This is a genomic window from Gottfriedia sp. NPDC057991 (genome assembly GCF_042886615.1).
Classification (GTDB): Bacteria; Bacillota; Bacilli; order Bacillales; family Bacillaceae_G; genus Gottfriedia.
This window is the reverse complement of record NZ_JBHVQN010000007.1, coordinates 127698-146936: the sequence shown is the minus strand read 5'-3', so window position 1 is coordinate 146936 and position 19239 is coordinate 127698. Positions and strand designations below refer to the sequence as shown.

The window sequence follows — 19239 nt, the reverse complement described above, 5'->3', positions numbered from 1 at the left end:
ATTTAATAGAGACTATGTTCTCCTTGGAAACTTATGTATTCTTTAATTAAAAGGTTTTCTTAGGAAAAGAGGATACGATAATGAAGCATATAAATAAGTTAAACCCAATTGAAGCAGCACAACATTTTATTGAAAAGTACTTTCCAAACTGTCAGGGAGCATTATTAGCGGGTAGCGTAGTACGCGGGGAGGCAACAGAAACATCTGATCTTGATATCGTTATTTTTGATAAAAGTCTTAGCTCTTCATATAGAGAGTCATTAAATGAGTTTAGTTGGGACATAGAAGTTTTTGTACATAATCTATCATCCTATAAACAATTTTTTAAAAGTGATTATGAGAGAGCTAGGCCTTCACTACCGAGGATGGTTTCAGAGGGTGTAATCTTAAAGGATGAAGGAATAATTGAGGATATTAAAAAAGAAGCAAATGATTTGTTAGAAAAAGGTCCAGAAAAATGGTCAGAGGATACAAACAAAATAAAGCGATATTTTATTACAGATGCACTAAATGATTTTAAGGGTTCCTCTAAAAGAGCGGAAGAAATATTTATAGCCAATACGCTAGCCGAACTAGTAAGCGAATTCGTTTTAAGAACAAATTGTAAATGGATTGGTTCATCAAAATGGGTCGTACGTTCATTGAGAAATTATAACGAAGAATTTGCTAACTGTTTTGTAGAAGCTTTTGATTTATTTTATACGACAGGCGAAAAGAAACAGGTTATCAAATTAGTGAATGAAGTTTTGCAGCCATATGGAGGGCAGATATTTGAAGGTTTTTCTTTAGGAAAAATGTAGCTTTGTAATTCAATCGTATGCATGTTAAGTAATAGGGGTCATATTTATGACTCTTTTTATTTTGGAAAGATTTATAAGCTAATACTTACATTAAACTATTAAACTTACTTAATAAGATAATAAAATTCATAATTTATCGATGTTTCTCTTGTAATATAGTAGGTAATTTCTCCTGTTTTTTCGTCAAGGTTATCGAATTCTTGCTAAAAAATTATTTATTTTGTTTTATTTTTCCCAATTTTCAGTTTTATTTTTTCGGTCAAAATATAAAAAATCCGACAAAAAAATATCTTTTTTTCCATGAAATAACATGTTTTTTGCATATATCTGACATTTCTATGTATAAATATGATGAAAAATTTTGTAAAAGAACTAAGTAGATTCCCCCAATATACGTTCGTTTATGTCAGATGTACAATTTAACTGTATTTAATTAACAACCACGAAAATCAGATGAATAGGAAAACTTAAGTTTGTTATTATATTTAACTATTACTCTATAGATCCAATGTGGATTTAAATAAATACAGAATATAATTGTAGGAGTGTTGTTATGAAAAACGGAAAATTTAAAGCGTTTAAAGTTATGTCTACAACTGCCTTAGTATCATTACTTTTTACATCATTAGCTTTTGCAGACAACGATAACGTTACACCTCAAACTGATTCAACTGAAGGAATGGTTGAACAAGGAACATTTACTAAGAATAATTTAGATATATCTCAAGAAAACTCATTGTATAAAGAAAGCAACAATCAAGAAGCTACAAAACAAGATGTTACAAAAACGTATAAACCAGATGAAGAAGTTCATTTAATCGTTGAAGTGGAACAACCTACGGATAGTGAGCAAGCTACACCTGAACATAAAAAAGCAATGTTTAAAGAAAAGCAAGACAATGTAATTGATGAAATCTCAAAAGAAAAAAATTCTAAATCAAATGTTGATTTTAAGGTAAAACATCGCTATTTTGAAGGTTTTAACGGATTTAGTGTTGAAACAGAATATAAAAATTTAAAAGATATCCAGTCAATCCCTGGCGTTAAGCACGTATCAGTTGCTAGAACATTCCACGAAACAATGGCAGCAAGTAAAGAATTAGTACAAGCTCAAAAGGTTTGGGAACAATATGGTTATAAAGGGGAAGGCCTAGTAGTAGGAGTTGTCGATTCTGGTATTGATTGGAAACATAAAGATCTGACACTATCAGATGCAGCTAAAGCAAAAGAAAAATGGACAAAGGATAAATTTGACCAGTTTGCAACAACAACAGCTGTAAATGAAACTTGGTATTCAGATAAAGTACCATCTGGATATGACTGGGCAGACAACGATACGAATGTTATTCCTGGACCAAAAGGTAGCTCACACGGAACACACGTATCTGGAACGATTGGAGCAAATGGTGATGATGCGAATGGCGGAGTTGCTGGAATCGCACCAGGTGTACAACTATTAGCAGAGAAAGTATTTTCTGATAATGGCGGCGGGGCTATGGAAGACGATATTATCGCAGGAATCGAGCATGCGGTTACAATGGGCGCAGATGTAATCAACATGAGCTTAGGTAGTGATGCAGGCTATGTAGACGAAAACTATGATCCAATTCAAAAAGCAATCAGAAATGCGACAGAAAAAGGTACGCTAGTTGTAGTAGCAGCAGGAAATTCAGCATTCAGTTCGGAAGCTTTTCTAACACCTGCAACAATAAAACCATTTGCGGAAAATCCTGATATTGGAACGGTTGGCTCACCTGGTGTAAGTCCATTTGCTATATCAGTTGCTTCCTTTGAAAATTCTAAAATTCATATGAACGCAATTTCAGATGGAAGCTTAGCAGTACCATTCAAAGACCATTCTCAATATGGACAAGCTTTCAATGTATCTAATAATCTATTACCAAATACTAACTATGATTTGGTATACGTTAATGAAGGAAAAACGGCGGCTAATTATCCAAAAGGAAAAACGAATTATATTGCCGTAGTTAAACTTTTAAATTCATATAGTACTGTTTCGAGTATTCAATTTACTGCAAAATCTGCAGGAGCGAAGGCTATTATAATGATCCCACCTTCAAACTGGCCTGATTATGTAACGCTACCAGTAACTGCATCTGCAACACCAACTGCTTCAACAAGTAAATCAATCGGACAAGCATTACTAGATAAAATGAGTAAAATGCCTAGTGGTCAATATTTAAGTATGAAAAATATCGGCGATTATTGGGTAGATAATCCTGATAAAGATACGATGTCTTATTTTTCATCAATGGGTACAACTCCAACATTAGATTTTAAACCTGAAATTTCGGCTCCGGGTGGAAATATTTACTCAACAATCCCTGGAAATGCTTATCAAGTAATGAGTGGTACATCGATGGCGACACCGCACGTTGCAGGTGGCTCAGCATTAGTATTACAGTCACTTTATGAAAAGGGATTAAAACACTCAGAAGATACAGTTTTAAAAGCGAAAATTGCATTAATGAATACATCTAAAATCGTTATGGATCCAAGAACTAATAGTGAAGTTCCATATTCACCACGTATTCAAGGGTCTGGTTTAATGCAAATTCAAAATGCGATTAATACACCAGTTGTTGTGACAAATCGAAACGCACCTTTAGAACAGGCTGGTTCGGTAGCATTAAAGGAAATCGGACAAAATACAAGCTTTAAATTAAACGTACAAGCTTTTGATGCACCTAAAGGGAAAAATAATAGTGCTGATATTGAATACAATGTATATGTTGATTTATTAAAAGATAAGACAGAAACAAAGCAATTTGATTTTGATCATGATGGACAATTAGATTCAAAAGATTATTTAACTTTATCAAGTGAACAAATTAAGGGTGCAAAAGTCACTGTAAATGATAATATCGTAACAGATAAAACAGGATCTACATTGAAAATCAAACCAGGTCAAACAAAAATGTTAACGGTTAATGTATCATTACCAGATTCATTAAAGAAAAATAGTTTTGTAGAAGGATATGTTCGTCTTGTACCAGTAGCAAAAGACCAAGATAAAGCTGTACCGATCACTATGCCTTATATGGGATTTTATGGAAAATGGGATGAGCCGCGTAACATCGATGCTCCAGCTTGGGAAAAAGATTCTTTTGCAGGTCATACAGCACTTTGGAATGATAATACAGAGGGCGGGGCACCATTAGGATACAATGGAGTAGGCTTTGATATGAACCATATTGCTTTCTCGCCAAACGCTATTGACAAAGGTATCTTTGGAGGAATGGCGGTTTTACGTAACTTAGATAAAGCTGAGGTCTCTATTGAAGATTCTGCTGGAAAACAACTAAGATACTTAGGTGACTTCAGTGAGTATACTGGAACTGGAGAGCCTTGGAAATTTAATAAAAACATTATGTTTAATGGCGATTATAATGTTAATTTATATCAATGGGATATGAAAGACGAATCTGGAAATTTTGTTCCAGATGGTACGTACTATTACGTAATTAAAACGACGTTAGCATATCCAAACGCTAGACCACAAACGGTTAAAATGCCGATGATCGTGGATTCAGTTGCACCAAAAATTTCTGATATTAAGGTAACACCAAACAACGGTAAATATGATATTACATTTAAAGCGACTGATAATGCAACTGACTTTAACTATGCGGATATTTATGTAAATGGAACATTTTATGAACTTAAACCAGGCGAAACGAAACTAACGGTTAATACAGAACCAAAAGGTATGGTATTCAGATATAATGATTATGCAGGAAACAATGCTTGGACAACATGGGGAGACCAAAGCTATAATAAACAAAGTATGGCGATGGTAACTTGGGGTATTTCTCCATCTACTGGTGTAAGCGCATCTAAGCCGGCAAGAATTTCACTATATGGTTATAGCAGAGTAGACTGGACGATTAATATTAAAGATGCTAAAGGAAATCTTGTAGATTCGTCTACATTCGAAAATGAGCATACTTTTAGTACACAATGGGCGCCAGAAAAAAATCTTCCAAGTGGCACATATACAGTTACAGTAGATGTTGTTACGAAAGATGGTTTTAAAGTAACAACAACACCTAAAACTATTACGGTTACTCAATAATATTAAATTAAAAAATAATAAACAAGGCTCAGTGAAAACTGAAGCCTTTTGTTTTGTCTTTTTAATATTCCTTAATTGTAATTCAAGTCTTCTTTATTACTTTTTAGTTTTCCTTGGATTAGGAGAACTAGCAATAAACTAACCGGAATAATTATTTGAAGTGGAATGTGAAGCAAATACGGTACTAAATGGATCCCTTCTAAATGGTGCTCAAGAAAACTAGAAGCTACCCATAAGGAAGTTAAAACAGTAATAATGCCAATTGGGTAGACTAGCTGCTCAGTTTTCTTTACATTAAATAAATCTGCAGCCCCAGATACCGCACAATAAAAGTAAATTGTAATTTTTACAAAGGCATTGCATACTGCAATGACAACAATGAAAGTATCCAATCTTTGGATGAAATCGGCAATATTAATATAACTAACAGATGTTAGAAGTGGGTAGGTTGCTCTTTCAATAACAGATGGACCTAATATTGCAGTATTTAAAACTGCAAATAAGGTTAATATAAGTCCCGAAAATAATAAGGCAGGTATTCCTACTTTTATTGCTAAATCTTGTTTAGTTAAATGTGGCATAATCATTGTAAATGTAAGGATTTCGCCAAAAGGAATGGTTAAAGAAATTGGGAAAGCCTTAAATACAGGTGTCCATCCATGTTCTAAAACGGGTCTTAAATTATCAATTTTTATTAATTTTGAAATGATTTCAAATCCTATAAATATAAAAATAAGAAACATAATCATGATAAGAATAAATTCGCATGAACGAGCGAATGTTTCGAGTCCTTTAGACATTGCATACATGATTAATAACATCATGATTAAACCGATTGAAATTAGAGAAGAAGCATTATATAGAGTGATTGTTAATAAATCCTCAAAATCACGTAAAGCACGTGCAGCGATATAAAGAAAATATAAGATATATATTAATGCAAATATTTTCCCAATATATTTTCCTAAAATAATTTGAATATATTTTGTTAAAGGGAGATCAGGAAATAATGAATATAATTTAATATACACTGCAAAAATTAAACAAGCTGTTATGAGTCCTATGATTAAACTAATCCATCCATCTTGTTTAGCCCTAGCAAATATTTCGACTGGTGGAGAAGCACCGACCCCAAACATAAAAATCATAGAAAAGAATTGAAAACCACTTATATTTAATTTACGATTCATTTGAATTCCTTCTTTTGACTTCTAATTTTTCTTCTAGATCATTATTTTTTCCATAAAATTCTATTTTATTTAAGAGTTAATGAAGTTATTTTTTGTGACAAAAAAAAGTTAGAAGTTTGTCAAAATTTAGTATAATAATTGCAATCATAAAAAAGAAGACTGAGGTGATTATTGCGTGGAAATTAAGGTTGATGATTTAACTGGAACTGAAGTTGCTAACCTAATTAGTGAGCATTTACAAGGTATGACACAGCATTCTCCACTTGAAAGCATACATGCTTTAAATCTTGAAGGATTAAAGAAACCGGAAATAACGTTTTGGAGTGTATGGGAACAAAGTGAATTAGTTGGATGTGGGGCACTAAAAGAACTTGACTCTTTACAAGGAGAAGTAAAATCAATGAGAACTTCTTCAGCTCATTTAAGAAAAGGTGTGGCAAGGTGCATGCTCCAGCACATTATCAAAGAGGCAAAAAATAGAGGCTACAAAAGAATTAGTTTAGAAACCGGTTCAATGGAAGCATTTAATCCAGCAAAAAAACTATATGAACTTTTTGGTTTTAAGTATTGTAAGCCTTTTGCAGATTATAAAGATGATCCTAATAGTGTTTTTATGACACTAGAATTGTAAAATTTTTGAATGTAGAGTTGCTATTGTAGCAACTTTATTTAGTTTAATACCTTTTATATACACGCCTAACTAATCAATCCCCTTCGATAAATTAAAAGAATCAAAAAAATTTAAAATAAAATTAGTACCTAGTATTAATATCTGGTGATATAATATTGAAAAGAGATTAATAAATATGACTGAGGTGACCATAATGCAAAATTCGAAAGCACGTATCACTGCAATAGGTTCATATGTACCAGAAAAAGTATTAACAAATAAGGATTTAGAAAAAATAGTTGAAACAAATGATGAATGGATTGTAAAACGAACAGGGATTAAAGAAAGAAGAATTGCAACTGAAAATGAATACACAAGTGACTTAAGTTTTAAGGCAATAAAAGACTTAATGGAAAAATACAATAAGACTGTTGAAGATGTTGATATGATTATCGTTTGTACTTTAACGCCAGACTTCAAAACGCCAAGTGTTGCTTCAATTATTCAGGCAAAGCTTGGGATAAAAAATGCTGGGGCAATTGATTTAAATGCTGCTTGCGCAGGTTTTACTTATGGATTGTATATGGCAAATGGATTAGTTACATCCGGATTAAATCGTAAAATTTTAGTAGTTGGTGCAGAAACCTTGTCTAAAATTACCGATTATGAAGATCGCACTACTTGCATTTTATTTGGTGATGGCGCTGGTGCAGCTTTAGTAGAGTATGATGAGGAACAGCCTAGCTTCATTTCCTCTTACTTAGGATCAGAAGGCGAAAAAGGGAAACATTTATATTGTTCAAATTTATCAAACCAAATGTTTGGAGAAGAAATAATTTATAACAGTAACATTATTCAAAATGGTCGTGAGGTATATAAATGGGCAGTCACTACAGTTCCAAAAGGTATGCAAGCTGTACTAGATAAAGGGGCGACTTCGTTAAATGAAGTTGATTGGTTTGTCCCTCATAGTGCAAATTTAAGAATGATTGAATCAATTTGTGAAAGAAGTGAATTTCCAATTGATAAGACATTATATAGTTTAGTCGATTGTGGAAATACATCATCTGCCACAATTCCTTTATCTCTAACAAAGGGAGCGAAGGAAGGAAAACTTAAATATGGTGATAAGGTTTTATTGTATGGTTTTGGTGGTGGATTAACGCATGCCGGGTTACTTATTAATTGGACTTTGTAAAACAGCATGAGGAAGAAGGGGTCATGAGTAAGTAAAACAGCAAAAAAATGAAAAAAGGTTACTCATGGGTGGTTCATGAGTAAGTAAAACAGCAAGAAAATGAAAAAAGGTTACTTATGAGAGGTTCATGAGTAAGTAAAAAAGCAAAAATAAGAAAATAGGTTACTCATGAGAGGTTCATGAGTAAGAAAAAAAGCAAAAAGAAGAAAAAAGGTTACTCATAAAAGTTTCATGAGTTAGTAAAAAGGCAAGAACAAAATACCATACTCATAAAAAGCTGTAGTCACAACCAACTTTACTAAAAAGACTAAGTGACAAGCTCATTTTTCATCAGTTAGAAGAAGTCTAATAGGTTACTTAGTTAGACTTCTTTTTTGATTTAATGGTCAGTTTAGTTAGTCAATAATAATTTTTGGAAGGAAGAGCAATGTATGAATGTATCTGTCTTAGGCTGCGGTAGATGGGGAACTTTTTTAGCTTGGTACGCTAATCGAGTTAGCCACAATGTTGTTTTATGGGGAAGAGAAAACTCTAGAAATTTTATTGGCTTAAATCAGACAAGAAAAAATGACTATTTAAGCCTACCAGATGGAATTGAGTTAACGAACTCTTTAGAAAGTGCATTATCTTTTGCAGAAGTCATTATTATATCAATTAGTGCCCAAGAGCTAAGAGCATTTGCAAACCGCTTAAGTCAATATAATGAAATACAAGGTAAAACTTTTATCCTCTGTATGAAAGGGATCGAATCTACTACTGGAAAAAGACTGACACAAGTCTTTCGTGAAGAAGTTGGGAAAAATAGCAATGTAGCCGTTTGGGTAGGACCTGGTCATGTACAAGACTTTGTTAGAAATATTCCAAATTGCATGGTTATTGGTTCGGAAAATATTGAGGTAACAAAAAAGATTGCGAAAGAATTTAATAGTGAATTAATTCGTTTTTATTATGGTCAAGATTTGATTGGTAATGAAATTGGAGCAGCAACAAAAAATGTCATGGGAATAGCAGCTGGTATGCTTGATGGATTAAACTATAGTAGTTTAAAAGGTTCCTTGATGGCAAGAGGGACAAGAGAAATCTCTCGCTTAATAAGAGCAATTGGCGGAAATGATGTAACAATTTACGGTTTAAGTCATTTAGGAGACTACGAGGCAACACTCTTTTCAATGCATAGTCATAATCGAAAATTTGGACAAGCATTTGTTGAAGGAAAACCATTTGATAAATTAGCGGAAGGAGTTTCTACAATTAAGGCTTTAAAGGAACTTTCTAATCAGTATGATGTTGAACTACCGATTTGTAACGCGTTGTTTGAAATCATTTATGAGCATAAAAATGCGAAAGAAACTTTAGAGGAATTATTTTTAAGACCACTAAAATTTGAATTTTAATAAGATGAAATTTTATTTCGGTTATTTCATGTTGAATGGTTAAACATTTTATTTTCTCTAACTTTTCATACTGTTTTAACCTAAAATTTAAATAAAACACGAACGATTTTACTTGTTATGTAAAAAAAGTTCATATTTTGTATTGAAAATATATTTTTAGTTTGATATATTAGCAGTGTAATCATTCATAAACATTACTCGTATATGCTCAGTAATATGGTCTGAGCGTTTCTACCTGGTTCCCGATGAAAGAACTAGACTACGAGTTAAAGTAGTTATCGGCTGTTATTTTAAGTAGCCAATACTTAAGTTCTAGCATTAAACTCGATTTATTGCTGATCTATACTTTAACTTTCGTAGGTCTAGAAGGTAGAAATTGTTCTACATTTTCTAGATCATTTTTTTTGACTAAAACATCGAGTGTGATAAACAACAGGGGGAAAAGACATGTTAAAGAAGTACGGTTTAGTAGGAGTAGCATCTGCACTATTAGTTTCAGCATTTGTAGGTTATAACGTTAAAACGAATACTGTAGAAGCAAAATCAAAACAATTAAAACCAATCGTGATTGAGGGGCCAATGCCAATAGAGGCTGAGAAATTTGCAAGTAAGTTAAAAAACGTAAAAGTAGAAAAATCAGGTAGTTTCGTATTTTACAAAGGTACTTTAGATCATTATCCAGTTATCGTAGCAAAAACAGGTAAAGGTATGGAAAATACTGCTGCTGCTACAGCGATTGCAATTGAAAAATATAAACCAATCGCAATTATTAACCAAGGAACTTCTGGTGGTCATGACCCAAATTTAAATGTTTTTGATATCGTATTAGGTAAAAATACAACTAATATTGGTTCTTTAAAAACAGAAACGAAAGACGAAAACCAAGGAATAGATGCAACTCAATGGAAACCAATGGACTTAATGGCTTCAGAAGGTAGTGCAGGTGAAGATCCAAACGCTGAAAAACCACGTTTTTACGAAGGTAATAAAGATTTATTAGCAGCTGCAAATGCAGTAAAAAATAAATACACTAAAGGTAAGGTTGTAGAAGGTACAATCGGATCTGCAGATGTTTGGAACAATGAAGTTGATCGCATTAAATGGTTCCATACTAAATATGGAACTTCAGTAGAAGAAATGGAAGGCGCTGCTGCAGCTCAAATCTCTCAAGCGTATAATGTAGCTTTCTTAGGAATTCGTGTATTATCAAACAATAAAACAAATGGCGGTAAATATGATCCAACTACAGCTGATGCTTGTCAGGAGTATGTTATGGAAGTAGTTAAAAAATATATTTCTACAAATCCAAGTAAATAATACTTTAAATAGAAAAAGAGATATTTTAAAGTATCTCTTTTTCTATTTTATTGTACATTTATTTCCTATCGATTTACTTCAACCACCATAATTCAACAGGATTTAATTCATACTGATTATTTTCGCGATACATATATTGACACATAATAAGCTCACGTCTCAATGTAGCGTAATCCTCATGAAATTCCTTCAAATATTCATTGATCTCTTTCTCTTGATAAACTCTTCCAAATTCTAGACCTTTAATCATATGCGCTAATACAACTAATTTCTTTTTTCTCTGTGCAGGATAAATTTTAAGTTTACCTTCTTTCGTAAAGAAGTTATTGATAATGCTTGAGCGTTCATTTTCAGTTACTGACATTTCCATAGTGGAATCTCCTCCTGTACCTACAGTCATAATTGCCTTTGAACTCATTTCTAAAATTTTTGTATTTAGAGAGAAATAGATTGTATTTTTATCACGGCGCTCTTTAATCAGACCAACATCTCTGAGCTTTGTCATATGATGAGTAATCGTTGGTGGTTTAAGACCTAATTTACATGCAATATCTTGCCCACTTAATTGACCTTTTTGCAGTAAAGCAATAATTCGTACACGGGTAAGATCACCTAAAGCTTTATGGAAATCTACAATTTTATTTAATTGCATTTAATAAACACCTACTTTTATATTCATCTAATTAGATAATAATCTAATTAGATTTTTGTTTCAATATTTAGCTTTAAAAGAATGTAAATTTAGTTCATATATACTAAATATTTTTATTTAGCGAATTAGATAGGATAACTATAAGAATGTATCGAATGTTTAAAAATCCACTAGTAAAAAAGTAGTTTAGAAGGAGGCAGAATAGGTGATTAGTATTGATAAATTGAAAGTTGCTAATAGGTGGTTTAAAGAATATTTCACAGTTTGAAATCTTAAAGTATTAGACGAATTTACTACTGAAGATTTTGTGTATCACTCTAGAAATGGTGAGAATTCAAAAGTAAAGATGAAGGAGTTTATGATATGGTATCGTTCTATATTTCATGATGATGAATGGATTATAGATGACTTAATAGAGCAGGATGATAAATTAGTTATACGTTATACGGGTTGGATGACATATAAAGGTGGATGGTTCAATATACCATCTGAAGATCAACGTGTGAAAGAAACCAGAATATTAATATTTTACTTCGAAGGCTCAGGAGGTTAAAGAAATGTGGTGTGAAAATAGTGACGCTGCTATTTTATATGAACTGGGAGCCTTACAAAACAAAACTCATACAGTTTTTTAATCAAGTCAAATTGGTTTGTTTTAGATATTCCAATTTTTCTCATTTTTATAGGAGAAAAGTATGGTGATTGCATATTGGCATAATCGAAAATAACTGCTATGCTAATTGAGTGAAAAATTTAAAAAGGGGGAATTTTCATGCAAATAATCAGTTTATCTGGTACTAGTTTAAAACGAAGGGGATTCAATAGATAAAGAAAGGTTGAAACAACATGGGGATACTTAAGTTTCACAAAAATATAAAAATTCGATTACTCGAATCGTTCTTAAGTTCGTCAATTGGAAGTATGATTTTTCCATTTATGGCGATTTATTTATCTAAGCATTTTGGGGTAAAACAAGCAGGATTACTTTTGCTTGTAAATGTATTTATAGGAATTATTATGAACTTTTTTGGTGGATATTTTTCGGATCAGTTTGGCCGAAAAAAGACGATGGTGTTTGCCGAAACAATTCGGTTACTTGCGTTTATTACGATGATGTTTTGTAATTCACCTTGGTATTCATCACCTCTTATTACATTCTTTATGATGACTTTAAATAGTATTTGTTGGGGACTTGCAGGGCCAGCTAATCAGGCAATGTTAATAGATGTGAGTAAGCCAGAAGAACGAAAGCTGATGTACTCAATCATGTACTGGTCGAACAATTTATCAATTGCAATTGGTGGAATGCTTGGAGGATTTTTATTTAAATCATATTTATTTGAATTATTATTAGCGCTATCAGTTGCGTCACTTGTTACATGGATCTTAATTACGTTCTTTGTTGAAGAAAGTTTAGTTACTGAAAAGACGGAAACAAAGACGATTTCTCATCACGCTCAAAAAATGATTTCAAATTACCGTGATGTTTTTCAAGATAAGCTCTTTATTCTTTATGTATTGGCAGGTTTGCTAGTGCTTTCAATGGAATTTCAATTAACAAATTATATAAGTATTCGATTAGCGAATGATTTTCATACACAACATTTATTGAACTGGACATTTGGTGGAATTGAAATGAATGGTTTCCTGCGTACAGAAAATACGATACTAGTAGTCGTAATGGCACTTTTCGCTTCTAAAATTGTAGGAAAGTTGGATGATCGTAAAACGTTAATTTGGAGTTGTATTGCATTTGTTGGTGGATATGCAGTGATTTCATATAGTAACTCTATTTGGCTATTATTTATAGCAATGTTCATTGCAACAGTTGCAGAAGTATTAAGAGTACCCGTTCAACAAAACTATATGGCTAACTTACCAGCTGACGAAACAAGGAGTTCCTATATGGCGGTTGCAGGTTTAACATTTAATTTAGCGATGTTTATCTGCTCAATAACTGTTTCACTAAGTGCATACTTATCAAATTTCGTTACATCTTTCTTTTTAACGAGTTTAGGTGTAATCGGTATTCTTATATTTGTACGAATTACTCCTGCACTGGAAAGAAGAATTAAGGGAGAAATATTGCAGGAGCAGGGACAGACAGCTGGAATAAATTCTTAATTTACAGGGAGTTGCTTTTTGCAGCTCTCTTTTTTTTGTGTGGATAAGGTGAATAGGCAAATCCTTTAGATTGAGGTTATGTTTTCCATATTAGGACACCTTAATGGTAAAGGTGGTGTTTCGATGAACCGACGTATAATCGCTGTTTTAATCAGTACTTTTACATTTTTTACTTCTTCATCCGTAAGTGCAAGACAAGAGGAGCGAGTGGTTATGAATGGGATCCCGAGTGATGTGTGGCAGAAAAATATTTATCTAATTGCTGATCGAATTGATTGGAAAGAATACAGAAATTTTGACGTTCAAATTGGTAATGAAGGATTGCTATATCATTTTCCAACATGGAAAAGTGGGAAATATGGCACCAAAATGTTTAGTGAAGACTTAAATAAAGATAAACAAAATGAAGTCATTATCGCATTGGATAATTTCAATGATCCGATTCATTTATTGCAAATTAGTACGAACGATGACCAAAGTGAAGAATATAAGGAAGTTCCAATTGAATCGGTGTCTGAAGCAGTTAAACGTCTTGTGGAAATGGAGAAAAAAGGGGATATTGTAACTATATCAACTAAACAAAAAACGTATAAAGTTAATTTAAAATCGTTAGGGTTTAAAGATACCTCTTCTGACGATAGTGTATATACCCACGTGCCAGTGGACTATATTGTTGATAAGAAAAAACTAGTTGCAGATGCTGTCGTAATGATTTCAACCGACGGCGGAGGAGCGATTGGAAATTTGAAGCTTTTATATGATTGGAATGGAAAGAAATATGAGGTTCAGTCAGTTTCTTTTGAGAAGTATAATCGGAAAAGGTAGTAATGAGCACTTGTGGAGGTGCTTTTTTTGTTGTAAGAATTGAAAATCTCAAAAAGGTGAATCACAGTTAAAGGAGGGAAATCGGAAATAAAAAGAGAGAATCGCAATTAAAGAAGGGTAATCGCAAATAAAAACTGAGAATCGCAATTAAAATTGGAAAAATTATTGCAATTAAATCCCTGAAACGCTCTTAAATGCAGCTATTTTAATTAGTTTGATTAGGAAATTACTACTTTTTACATCACTACAAGGAAAATTTAAGAAAAATTGAAGGACTTATTGTCACTTTGAAGGTATATATTTCTTAAAAGAGTGGTGCGAGGTGGAAGAGTTGATTATAAGGAAAGCTACAATGACAGATGCAAAAGGCATCGCTAAAGTTCACGTTGATAGTTGGAAAACTACTTATCGAAATATAATTCCTAATGAGTTTTTAGAGAAGTTATCTTATGTACAAAGAGAAAAATTATGGGAGCATAATCTTTCAAAAGTAGTGGATTATGTGGTTGTTGCGGAAAATGATAATGGGGAAATTATCGGTTTTGCAGATTGTGGAAAAAGAGAGAGGAATCAAGTTGATCACTCTGGTGACTTAACATCTATTTATCTTCTTGAAGAATATCAAGGTAAAGGAATCGGAAAACAGTTAATGAAACAGCTGTTTCTACAGTTTCAAAAATGGGGTTATAATCGGGTATTCGTCGAGGTTTTAGAAGACAATAAAACACGCTATTTCTATGAATATTATGGTGCTGAGTTAATGAAATCAGATAAGATTACATTTTCAGGATCTGAATTGAATCTACTAATTTATCAGTGGAAAAATATAAATGAAGTATTAGCTAAATTGTAATCAAATCGAATTTTATTATTGAACAAAACAAAATAAAAACTACCAATTATTCAATAAGAATAGTTGGTAGTTTTTATATTATTTAGGCCCTAATTGACTCATAAGAGTTTGTGTATCAAATAATCCACGATGAGATAAAATTTTTCCATTTTCAACTTTGAATTCTCTAAATAAAGATACATTTACCGAATTTCCGGTTGGGGCGCTCCCTCTAAAAAATCCAGAGTTTGTCCCTGTGAATTCCAGTCTTGTGATAACAGTTTCTCCTTGGGAGACAATTTCTTCAATCGTGTAATGGCTATCTGGGAAACCTGTGAAAATTACGTTAGCGAATTGCTTTAATCCTTCTGTTGAACCATAAGAGTAATCTTTGTAATCAGGTGATAAAAAATTGTTGGTGCTGTCTAGTTTATTCTGATTCCAGAAAATCTCAATAAATTCTTTTACTAATTTTTTATTATTTTGTTCGATTGATTGCATAACTTGATTCTCCTTTTTGTTTGGCTTAATACATATGTTAAATTATAATAGTGACAAAAACTGTCATAGTTAGTAAATAAGGTGAAAATATGTCTGCGAAGTCAAAACGATTAATTGAATTAATGATGCTCGTCAATCGGAAGCGTAAGTTTACAGTTAAGGAATTAGCTTATGAATTTAACGTTTCTACTAGAACAATCTTAAGAGATTTAATGGAGTTAAGTGAATTAGGGGTGCCTTTATATTCTGAAGTTGGTCCTCATGGTGGATATCAAGTGTTGAACGAGAGAGTTTTACCTCCAATTACATTTACAGAAGAAGAAGCAGTTTCGATATTTTTTGCTAGTCATGCATTACGGCACTTTTCCACTCTTCCGTTTGAAGCGCAATCTAAATCTGCTTTGAAGAAATTTTATGCTTATTTACCTACTGATGTAAAAGATCAGATTGATGAAATGAAAAATCGGTTTGATTTTTTCATTCCAACAAAACAAGCAAAATCCCCATTTCTCTCAATACTATTAGAAACCTCAATTCGTCAAAATGTAATTAGTATTGACTATGAGTCGTATAAAGGTAAGTCGAATCGAGAAATTCAACCACTCGGAATATATGCAAGCAATGGGCTATGGTATTGTCCTGCATATTGTTTTAATAGTCATGATTATCGGTTATTTAGATGCGATAAAATTGTTTCGATCGGTCATGAAGTGGATAATGAGCCGCTCGATTTGCCGTTAATACCGCTTGGAAAAAAATTAAAAAGTATGAGAGATGAGAAATTAATTAAGTTTTACGTAGAGCTTAGTAGGCAAGGGGTACAAAGATGTGAAACGGTAATTGATCCAAGGTTTAAGGTACAAACGCGGGAGGACGGAACTGGATGGATAGAGGATTGGATTAGACAAAATGAACTACCTTTTTTAGCCCAAATATTCATTGCAATTGGAAAAGATGCAACGGTAAAGGAACCGGCCGAGCTAATCCAAAGTATAAGGGAGAAGCTTTCTGAAGTAATGGAGTGGTATAAAATAGAGTCATAAAGTCTTATATAAATATTCAAAGAAAAAACTGTAATAAAGCTAAAGCCTTATTACAGTTTTTTACTCATGTTATACCATTTTACTCCACCATGTGTTGAGCTTGAAATACCGTTATTGATAAAGCCATGGTTTTCGTAAAAATGAATTAAGTTTTCTTTACATGTAAGAGTGATTGAATCACGCTTATTTTCTTTTGAAACATTTTCGATATGAGAAAGCAATTTTGATGCGATTCCTTTATTTTGGTTTTGTGGAGCAACTGCTATGCCTAAGATACTTTGATGACCACCAGTAGATGGATTTTTTTTAATTTCGCTAAATAAATCATCTGTAATGAAAGTTTCATTAATAATAGGACCGTTTACTAAACCAACTAATTTACCATTCTCCTCAGCTACAAAAAAACTATCGGGAATTAATTTAATGCGTTTTTCGAATGCCTGTTTTGTTGCTGCCTCTTCTTTTGAAAAACAAAGATGCTCAATTTCTACAAGTTCAGTTAAATCTTCCAATCTTACATTTCGTATGTTTAGCATGATTTTATTCCCTCCATTTTTCTTAATTATATTATATTATTTTCATAGCTTACAAACTAGTTAAACTAGCATTTTGTATAGTAGTTGAACAATATGAAATAAAAAGATGTTGACAGAATTGTGAAATAACCCCTATAATACAAAACATATTAAAAAAAGAATTAAGTTACTAATGTTAGATTAATATAGTTTTAAGCAATGAAGGGAATTTAAGTAGTGCTTATCTCAATGTAATAGAGAGCTGATGGTTGGTGGAAATCAGTACAAAGATAAGCATGAATTACGGTCCTGGAGCTATTTTTTTTCGAAGGAAAGATTAATCTTTACCTGAGGAGAAAACGGTCATATATGATCGTTATCAAATTTTAAGAGGCAGACTTTGTTCTGCAACTAGGGTGGTACCGCGAACAATTCGTCCCTACTGATACAATCAGTAGGGACTTTTTTATTAATTTAAAACTGAATATAGAAAATGCAATGAAGGGAAAACAGTAATGTTTGTTTCACTGTTTAAGAGAGCTGGTGGATGGTGTGAATCAGTACAAAAACAAGCATGAATTACAATCCTGGAGCATCTTTTTCGAAGTAAAGGTCGACATTTATTTTGAAAAAGACGGTCATTGATCGTTAAATAAAACAAGTGGCAGATTTAATTCTGCAATTAGGGTGGTACCACGGTGAAAATCGTCCCTGTCGTTAGTGGCAGGGGCGATTTTTTTTTATAACATTACAAGCTAGAAAGAGGAGATAGAAAATGGAATTACAAAAAAATTTACTACCAAGACATATCCGTTTCATGGCACTCGGTGGAGCAATTGGCACGGGTATTTTTAAAGGAACATCAGAAACTGTATCGATTGCAGGGCCAGCAGTTATTTTTTCATATTTGTTTGCTGGATTATTACTTCTTGTTGTGATGAGTGCGATTGCGGAAATGGCAATTGCGTTCCCAGGTTTGAATATGAAAGGATTTATTCGTAAAGCATTTGGTACAAGAGTTTCTTTCGTAATTGGTTGGTTGTACTGTTTTATGTGGTTAGTTGTTTGTGTTATTGAAGTAATCGCAGCAGGTAGCTTTCTACAATATTGGTTTCCTTCAATGTCTTTATGGTCTTTAAGTTTTATTAGTGCAATTTTTATTGTGGCTGTAAATTTTATGAATGTGAAACGATATGGTGAAATAGAATTCTGGTTTGCAGGAATTAAGATTACAATGATTGTTTTATTTATTGCGTTAGGAGCTGGAATTTTATTTGGAATTATTCCAAGTGATCATAGTGGATATGTACATAATTATGTTCAGCATAAGGGATTTTTCCCACACGGTTGGTCAGGCGTATTTTCTGCTTTATTAATAGTCATTTTTTCTTACGGTGGTTCAGAATTAATTGGATTGACTTTAACAGAAACAAAAGATGCAGAAAAAGTAATACCAAAAGTTATAAAAGGCGTTATTTGGAGAATTGTTTTATTCTACACACTACCAATTCTGATTATTTGCGGATTAATTCCATGGAATGAGATTGGTAATCAAGAAAGTCCATTTGTTCAAGTTTTATCAACAGTAGGTTTCCAAGGTGCCGCTCATATTATGAACTTTGTACTAATTACGGCGGTTTTATCTGCTGCAAATTCAGGGATTTATGGTTGTACACGAATGATGTATTCATTAGCATCTGAAGGAGAAGCGCCAAAGGTGTTTGCAAAAATTTCTAAAAATGGTGTACCAGTTTATACTGTTATTGTAAGTGCAATTATTTTAATTGGGGGCACTTTTGTAGCTTATTTTTCTCCAGATCGCGTATTCGGATATTTAATGGCGATTCCTGGATTTACAGTATCTATAGTATGGATTAGCATTTGTTTAGCGCAATTAAAGCTTCGTAAAACTTATACTAAGATGCCAAACTATAAAGTATGGGGATTTCCATACGTAACATCATTTACAGTAATTGCTTTAGGTGTAAGTTGTGTAGCTTTTGCATTCAGTGAACAGAACAGGTTAAGTATTTTTGTATGTTTAGGAATGCTAATTGTATTAATTTTATGTTCATTTATGAAAGGCAAAAAACAAAAACATTAAACAAAAAATAAAGGGCGCCTTGTTGGGTGCCCTTATTT

Annotated in this window: 15 protein-coding genes, 1 pseudogene, 1 riboswitch and 2 other annotated features; of the genes and pseudogenes, 12 read left to right on the top strand and 4 right to left on the bottom strand. The window is 32.6% G+C overall.

Features of this window, described 5'->3' with window-relative positions; genetic code table 11:
- The first annotated feature begins 80 nt into the window (after positions 1 to 80).
- Together ACFVR2_RS21505 and ACFVR2_RS21500 are read left to right on the top strand one after the other, a co-directional pair.
- Positions 81 to 800: a nucleotidyltransferase domain-containing protein gene (locus ACFVR2_RS21505; RefSeq protein WP_387366557.1), complete on the top strand. Its 720-nt coding sequence runs from the start codon at positions 81 to 83 to the stop codon at positions 798 to 800.
- A gap of 553 nt (positions 801 to 1353) precedes the next feature.
- Positions 1354 to 4896 (top strand): S8 family serine peptidase, encoded by a 3543-nt coding sequence (locus tag ACFVR2_RS21500; protein ID WP_387366554.1) that lies wholly within the window; start codon positions 1354 to 1356, stop codon positions 4894 to 4896.
- A gap of 71 nt (positions 4897 to 4967) precedes the next feature.
- Here the strand turns inward: ACFVR2_RS21500 and ACFVR2_RS21495 are convergent, their stop codons facing one another.
- Positions 4968 to 6086 carry a GerAB/ArcD/ProY family transporter gene (locus ACFVR2_RS21495; protein WP_387366551.1) on the bottom strand — a complete coding sequence of 373 codons (1119 nt, stop codon included), beginning with the start codon at positions 6084 to 6086 and terminating at the stop codon, positions 4968 to 4970.
- Between the two features lie 175 nt (positions 6087 to 6261).
- Between ACFVR2_RS21495 and ACFVR2_RS21490 the strand changes: the two genes are divergently transcribed.
- The 4 genes from ACFVR2_RS21490 to ACFVR2_RS21475 all read left to right on the top strand — a co-directional run bounded on the left by ACFVR2_RS21490 (position 6262) and on the right by ACFVR2_RS21475 (position 10605).
- Positions 6262 to 6717 carry a GNAT family N-acetyltransferase gene (locus tag ACFVR2_RS21490; protein WP_387366548.1) on the top strand — a complete coding sequence of 152 codons (456 nt, stop codon included), beginning with the start codon at positions 6262 to 6264 and terminating at the stop codon, positions 6715 to 6717.
- Between the two features lie 193 nt (positions 6718 to 6910).
- Complete coding sequence (locus tag ACFVR2_RS21485) at positions 6911 to 7894, top strand: ketoacyl-ACP synthase III (RefSeq protein ID WP_387366545.1); 984 nt, start codon at positions 6911 to 6913, stop codon at positions 7892 to 7894.
- Positions 7895 to 8325: 431 nt separating this feature from the next.
- Entirely contained in the window at positions 8326 to 9288 is a 963-nt protein-coding gene (locus tag ACFVR2_RS21480; protein ID WP_387366542.1) for an NAD(P)H-dependent glycerol-3-phosphate dehydrogenase, read from the top strand.
- A 178-nt stretch (positions 9289 to 9466) separates the two neighbouring features.
- A riboswitch (purine riboswitch) is annotated at positions 9467 to 9570 on the top strand.
- A gap of 165 nt (positions 9571 to 9735) precedes the next feature.
- A complete protein-coding gene (locus ACFVR2_RS21475) occupies positions 9736 to 10605 on the top strand; it encodes a 5'-methylthioadenosine/S-adenosylhomocysteine nucleosidase (protein WP_387366539.1) in 870 nt (289 codons plus the stop codon).
- Positions 10606 to 10678: 73 nt separating this feature from the next.
- Here the strand turns inward: ACFVR2_RS21475 and ACFVR2_RS21470 are convergent, their stop codons facing one another.
- Positions 10679 to 11257, bottom strand: a complete 579-nt coding sequence (locus ACFVR2_RS21470) for a DUF2087 domain-containing protein (protein WP_387366536.1) — start codon at positions 11255 to 11257, stop codon at positions 10679 to 10681.
- Positions 11258 to 11540: 283 nt separating this feature from the next.
- Between ACFVR2_RS21470 and ACFVR2_RS21465 the strand changes: the two are divergent.
- The 4 genes and pseudogenes from ACFVR2_RS21465 to ACFVR2_RS21450 all read left to right on the top strand — a co-directional run.
- Positions 11541 to 11810, top strand: a pseudogene (locus ACFVR2_RS21465) (ester cyclase); the annotation flags it as partial.
- Positions 11811 to 12103: 293 nt separating this feature from the next.
- Positions 12104 to 13381: an MDR family MFS transporter gene (locus ACFVR2_RS21460; RefSeq protein ID WP_387366533.1), complete on the top strand. Its 1278-nt coding sequence runs from the start codon at positions 12104 to 12106 to the stop codon at positions 13379 to 13381.
- Positions 13382 to 13504: 123 nt separating this feature from the next.
- Complete coding sequence (locus ACFVR2_RS21455; RefSeq protein ID WP_387366530.1) at positions 13505 to 14206, top strand: hypothetical protein; 702 nt, start codon at positions 13505 to 13507, stop codon at positions 14204 to 14206.
- A gap of 331 nt (positions 14207 to 14537) precedes the next feature.
- Positions 14538 to 15059, top strand: coding sequence for a GNAT family N-acetyltransferase (locus ACFVR2_RS21450; RefSeq protein WP_387366527.1), 522 nt, complete (start codon positions 14538 to 14540; stop codon positions 15057 to 15059).
- Positions 15060 to 15137: 78 nt separating this feature from the next.
- Here ACFVR2_RS21450 and ACFVR2_RS21445 read toward each other — a convergent pair whose 3' ends face one another.
- Positions 15138 to 15539: an ester cyclase gene (locus ACFVR2_RS21445; protein WP_387366524.1), complete on the bottom strand. Its 402-nt coding sequence runs from the start codon at positions 15537 to 15539 to the stop codon at positions 15138 to 15140.
- 89 nt (positions 15540 to 15628) lie between these two features.
- Here ACFVR2_RS21445 and ACFVR2_RS21440 point away from each other — a divergent pair, with 89 nt between their 5' ends.
- Positions 15629 to 16582: a helix-turn-helix transcriptional regulator gene (locus ACFVR2_RS21440; protein WP_387366521.1), complete on the top strand. Its 954-nt coding sequence runs from the start codon at positions 15629 to 15631 to the stop codon at positions 16580 to 16582.
- Positions 16583 to 16632: 50 nt separating this feature from the next.
- On the opposite strand, the gene ACFVR2_RS21435 is transcribed toward ACFVR2_RS21440, so the two are convergent.
- A complete protein-coding gene (locus ACFVR2_RS21435; RefSeq protein WP_387366518.1) occupies positions 16633 to 17118 on the bottom strand; it encodes a GNAT family N-acetyltransferase in 486 nt (161 codons plus the stop codon).
- Positions 17119 to 17307: 189 nt separating this feature from the next.
- Positions 17308 to 17541: a binding site (T-box leader), on the top strand.
- Positions 17542 to 17586: 45 nt separating this feature from the next.
- Positions 17587 to 17813: a binding site (T-box leader), on the top strand.
- A gap of 59 nt (positions 17814 to 17872) precedes the next feature.
- On the opposite strand from ACFVR2_RS21435, the gene ACFVR2_RS21430 reads away from it, so the two are divergent.
- Positions 17873 to 19201 carry an amino acid permease gene (locus tag ACFVR2_RS21430; RefSeq protein ID WP_387366515.1) on the top strand — a complete coding sequence of 443 codons (1329 nt, stop codon included), beginning with the start codon at positions 17873 to 17875 and terminating at the stop codon, positions 19199 to 19201.
- The last annotated feature ends 38 nt before the right edge of the window (positions 19202 to 19239 follow it).

Bases quoted from the DNA above. Each gene is read 5' to 3' on its own strand.
- ACFVR2_RS21505 (WP_387366557.1), top strand. From the start codon at position 81: ATGAAGCATATAAATAAGTTAAACCCAATTGAAGCAGCACAACATTTT.
- ACFVR2_RS21500 (WP_387366554.1), top strand. From the start codon at position 1,354: ATGAAAAACGGAAAATTTAAAGCGTTTAAAGTTATGTCTACAACTGCC.
- ACFVR2_RS21435 (WP_387366518.1), bottom strand. From the start codon at position 17,118: ATGCTAAACATACGAAATGTAAGATTGGAAGATTTAACTGAACTTGTA.
- ACFVR2_RS21460 (WP_387366533.1), top strand. From the start codon at position 12,104: ATGGGGATACTTAAGTTTCACAAAAATATAAAAATTCGATTACTCGAA.
- ACFVR2_RS21485 (WP_387366545.1), top strand. From the start codon at position 6,911: ATGCAAAATTCGAAAGCACGTATCACTGCAATAGGTTCATATGTACCA.
- ACFVR2_RS21480 (WP_387366542.1), top strand. From the start codon at position 8,326: ATGAATGTATCTGTCTTAGGCTGCGGTAGATGGGGAACTTTTTTAGCT.
- ACFVR2_RS21455 (WP_387366530.1), top strand. From the start codon at position 13,505: ATGAACCGACGTATAATCGCTGTTTTAATCAGTACTTTTACATTTTTT.
- ACFVR2_RS21475 (WP_387366539.1), top strand. From the start codon at position 9,736: ATGTTAAAGAAGTACGGTTTAGTAGGAGTAGCATCTGCACTATTAGTT.
- ACFVR2_RS21445 (WP_387366524.1), bottom strand. From the start codon at position 15,539: ATGCAATCAATCGAACAAAATAATAAAAAATTAGTAAAAGAATTTATT.
- ACFVR2_RS21470 (WP_387366536.1), bottom strand. From the start codon at position 11,257: ATGCAATTAAATAAAATTGTAGATTTCCATAAAGCTTTAGGTGATCTT.
- ACFVR2_RS21440 (WP_387366521.1), top strand. From the start codon at position 15,629: ATGTCTGCGAAGTCAAAACGATTAATTGAATTAATGATGCTCGTCAAT.
- ACFVR2_RS21495 (WP_387366551.1), bottom strand. From the start codon at position 6,086: ATGAATCGTAAATTAAATATAAGTGGTTTTCAATTCTTTTCTATGATT.
- ACFVR2_RS21430 (WP_387366515.1), top strand. From the start codon at position 17,873: ATGGAATTACAAAAAAATTTACTACCAAGACATATCCGTTTCATGGCA.